Source organism: Paeniglutamicibacter sp. MACA_103 (assembly GCF_045798555.1).
In the GTDB taxonomy this organism is placed as follows: domain Bacteria; phylum Actinomycetota; class Actinomycetes; order Actinomycetales; family Micrococcaceae; genus Paeniglutamicibacter.
Map to the genome: position 1 here is coordinate 1 of NZ_JBIXLN010000093.1, position 3,454 is coordinate 3,454.

General features: G+C 65.6%; 4 protein-coding genes. All 4 read left to right on the plus strand.

Annotated elements, in window-relative coordinates; translation table 11 throughout:
* Positions 1-612 (plus strand): acyl-CoA dehydrogenase family protein (locus tag ACIPVK_RS21580; RefSeq protein ID WP_407614034.1); only part of this gene is annotated, 612 nt, incomplete at its 5' end.
* Positions 613-635: 23 nt separating this feature from the next.
* On the plus strand, positions 636-1,817 hold the full coding sequence (locus tag ACIPVK_RS21585) for a CaiB/BaiF CoA transferase family protein (protein WP_407614035.1): 1,182 nt from the start codon (positions 636-638) through the stop codon (positions 1,815-1,817).
* Between the two features lie 40 nt (positions 1,818-1,857).
* Positions 1,858-3,048 (plus strand): acyl-CoA dehydrogenase family protein, encoded by a 1,191-nt coding sequence (locus ACIPVK_RS21590; RefSeq protein WP_407614036.1) that lies wholly within the window; start codon positions 1,858-1,860, stop codon positions 3,046-3,048.
* A gap of 2 nt (positions 3,049-3,050) precedes the next feature.
* On the plus strand, positions 3,051-3,454 hold a 404-nt coding region (locus ACIPVK_RS21595), incomplete at its 3' end, for an enoyl-CoA hydratase/isomerase family protein (RefSeq protein ID WP_407614037.1).

Consider the following 3,454-nt stretch of genomic DNA (forward strand, 5'->3'; position numbering starts at 1 on the left):
GCCAAGTCGCTGATCCGCGTGCTGACCCCGATCGCCAAGCACTACATCTGCAAGAAGGCCCGCTGGGTCACCGGCGAGGCCATGGAAATCCGTGGCGGCAACGGCTACATCGAGGACTGGGCGAACTCGCGCCTGCTGCGCGACTCGCACCTCGGCTCCATCTGGGAAGGTTCCTCCAACGTCATCGCCCTGGACGTGCTGCGCTGCATGAGGCAATACGGTGCGCACCAGGTCGTCACCGACTCGATGCTTGAAAAGCTCTCCGCCCTGGAAGCCACAGACGCGGCTCCCGGGGCCCAGCAGCTCACCGAGGCCTGGCACGAGGCGCTCACCCGCGGAGACGCCATCCTCGCCGGCGAAAACCAGGACGCGCAGGCGCTGATCGGCCACTACACCAACACCCTCGCCCAGCTGATCATGGCCACCCTCCTGCTCGAGCAGGCCATCGAAGAATCGGCCGCCGGCTACCGCAAGCTGCTGGTCGCCAACTCCTACCTCGATTCGATCGTCAACGGCCACACCGGCAGCCTTCCGGTTGCGCTTCAATGGCTGGACGAACTCGTCGACGGCGCCTCAGTACCCCGCGAGGCCGCCCTCAAGGTCTTCAAGTAAGCACCGGGAAAGACTGATACACCATGGAACAGAACACCACCCCCACCGCCGGCGGCCCACTGGCCGGCATCAAGGTCGTAGACCTCTCCAAGATCCTCGCCGGCCCCTACGCCACCATGTCCCTGGCCGACCTCGGCGCGGACGTCACCAAGGTCGAGCACCCGCAAGGCGGGGACCCCACGCGATCCTGGGGCCCGCCGGTGAAGGGCACCGACGCCACCTACTACCTGGCCATCAACCGCGGCAAGAAGTCGGTCACCATCGACCTAAAATCCGTGGAGGGCCAGGAAATCGTGCACCGCATGCTCGAGGAGGCCGACGTGCTGGTGGAGAACTTCCGCCCGGGCTCGGGCCTGCAACGCATCTTCGACTACAAGGTGCTCTCCGAGCGCTACCCCAAGCTGGTCATCTTGCACATCTCCGCTTTCGGCGACCACGGTCCGCTGCGCGACGAGCCGGGCTACGACATGATCGCCCAGGCCGCCGGCGGCCTGATGTCACTGACCGGCGAACCGGGCGGAGCACCGCTGAAGGCCGGCTTCGCCATGGGAGACCTTGGCGCCTCGCTCTTCGGGATCATCGGCCTGCTCGCCGCCCTCGTGGAGCGTTCGCGCACCGGGAAGGGCCAATACGTGACCACCTCGCTGTACGAGTGCCAGCTGGCGCTGCACGTGAACTGGGCGACCAACTACTTTGACGATGGCAAGCGCCCCGGCCCGCTGGGCTCAGGGCACCCGAACCTGGTCCCGTACCAGGCGTACCGGGCGCAGGACGACTACTTCGTCATCGCCGTGGGCAACGACGCGATGTGGCAGAAGCTCTGCGCCGCGATCGAACGCCCGGACCTGGGTAACGATGCGGACCTGTCCACCAACAACGGACGGCTTGCCAACCGCGAGCGGTTGAACATCGAGCTGGAGAAAGCGCTGAAGGCCAAGACCGCAACACAGTGGTGCGAGTTGTTCGCCGTTTCCGGTGTCCCTGCCTCACCGATCCGTTCGCTGGACGAGGTCTATGCCCACCCGCACACCGCGGCCCTGGACATGGTCCAGACTGCCGACCACCCGGTCATCGGGGAGCTGAAGCAGGTCGCCTTCCCCGTCAACTTCCGGGGCCAACGCCCGCAGGTGCGCTCGGCTCCCCCGATGCTGGGCGCCGACAACGACACCGTGCTTCCGGCCTACTCCCCGCAGCCCACGGCCTAAGCGCCACCCACGAATTCAGTTCAAGAAAAGAGATACTGCTATGAACACCATTGCCCTCGAACGCGACCCGGCCCTGGCCAACTCCGATGTGTTGAACCTCGACGCCCTCTTCAGCACCGAGGAACTCGCCTTCCGCGACACCGTGCGCGGATTCGTCAACGAACGCATCAAGCCGAACATCAGCCACTGGTACGAGGCGGCCCATTTCCCCGTGGAAATCGTCAAGGAAATGGGCGATCTCGGCCTGCTGGGCATGCACCTGCAGGGCTACGGCTGCCCGGGACGCTCCTCGGTGGAGTACGGCATTGCCGCCATGGAGCTCGAGGCCGGGGACTCGGGGCTGCGCACCTTCGTCTCGGTGCAGGGCTCTCTGGCCATGACCGCGATCCACAAGTGGGGCTCGGAAGAACAGAAGAATACCTACCTGCCGTCCATGGCCAAGGGCGAGATGATCGGCTGCTTCGGGCTCACCGAACCGACCGCCGGCTCGGACCCCTCGAGCATGCAGACCCGTGCGGTGCGCACCGAGACCGGCTGGGTGCTCAACGGTGCCAAGCGCTGGATCGGCCTGGCCAACATCGCCAACGTCGCGGTCATCTGGGCGGCAACCAACGAGGGAGTACGCGGCTTCCTGGTCCCCACCGACACCCCCGGGTTCACCGCCACCCCGATCGAGCCCAAGCTCTCGATGCGTGCCTCCATCCAGTGCGACATCATCTTCGAGGATGTCCAGCTTCCCGCAGATGCGATCCTGCCCGGCGCCGAGGGCTTGCGCGGCCCGTTCTCCTGCCTGAACGAGGCCCGCTACGGGATCATCTGGGGCGCCATGGGTGCCGCCCGCGATTCCTACGAGGTCGCACTGAAGTACTCGCTGGAGCGCATGCAGTTCGACAAGCCGTTGGCCGGGTACCAGCTGACCCAGCTCAAGCTGGTGAACATGCTCCTGGAAATCCAGAAGGGCACCCTGCTGGCCATCCACACCGGACGCATGAAGGACGCCGGCACCCTGGAACCGGTGCAGATCTCGGTGGGCAAGCTGAACAACTGCCGCGAGGCAATCGAGATCTGCCGCGAGGCCCGCACCATCCTGGGCGGCAACGGCATCACCCTGGACTACTCGCCGCTGCGCCACGGGAACAACCTGGAATCGGTGCGCACCTACGAGGGCACCGACGAGGTCCACACCCTCATCCTGGGCAACCACATCACCGGCCAGCCGGCCTTCCGGTAAACATGGAGAGCCTGGGAACGACCTGCGAAACGATCCTCGTCGAAGTCGAGGGCAATCTCGGCATCATCACCATCAACCGTCCCGATTCCCGCAACGCCCTGAATGCCACGGTGCTGCGGGAAATCCGCGAGGTCCTCGAGGACTTCGCCGACAACGACCGAGTCGGGGCCGTGGTCTTCACCGGTGCCGGGGACAAGGCGTTCATTGCCGGCGCCGACATCAACCAGCTGGCGAACTACACCTTCGCCGACGGGCTGGCGGCCAAGATGCAGCGCTTCTACGACTACCTCGAAGACTATGAAAAGCCGACCATTGCCGCGATCAACGGGTTCGCCCTGGGCGGCGGCAACGAGCTGGCCATGGCCTGCGACATCCGCATCGCCGCGGAGGGCGCACGCTTCGGGCT

What these genes read in the sequence shown, in the direction of transcription:
- ACIPVK_RS21585 (WP_407614035.1), top strand. Translation starts at nt 636, where the DNA reads ATGGAACAGAACACCACCCCCACCGCCGGCGGCCCACTGGCCGGCATC.
- ACIPVK_RS21590 (WP_407614036.1), top strand. Translation starts at nt 1,858, where the DNA reads ATGAACACCATTGCCCTCGAACGCGACCCGGCCCTGGCCAACTCCGAT.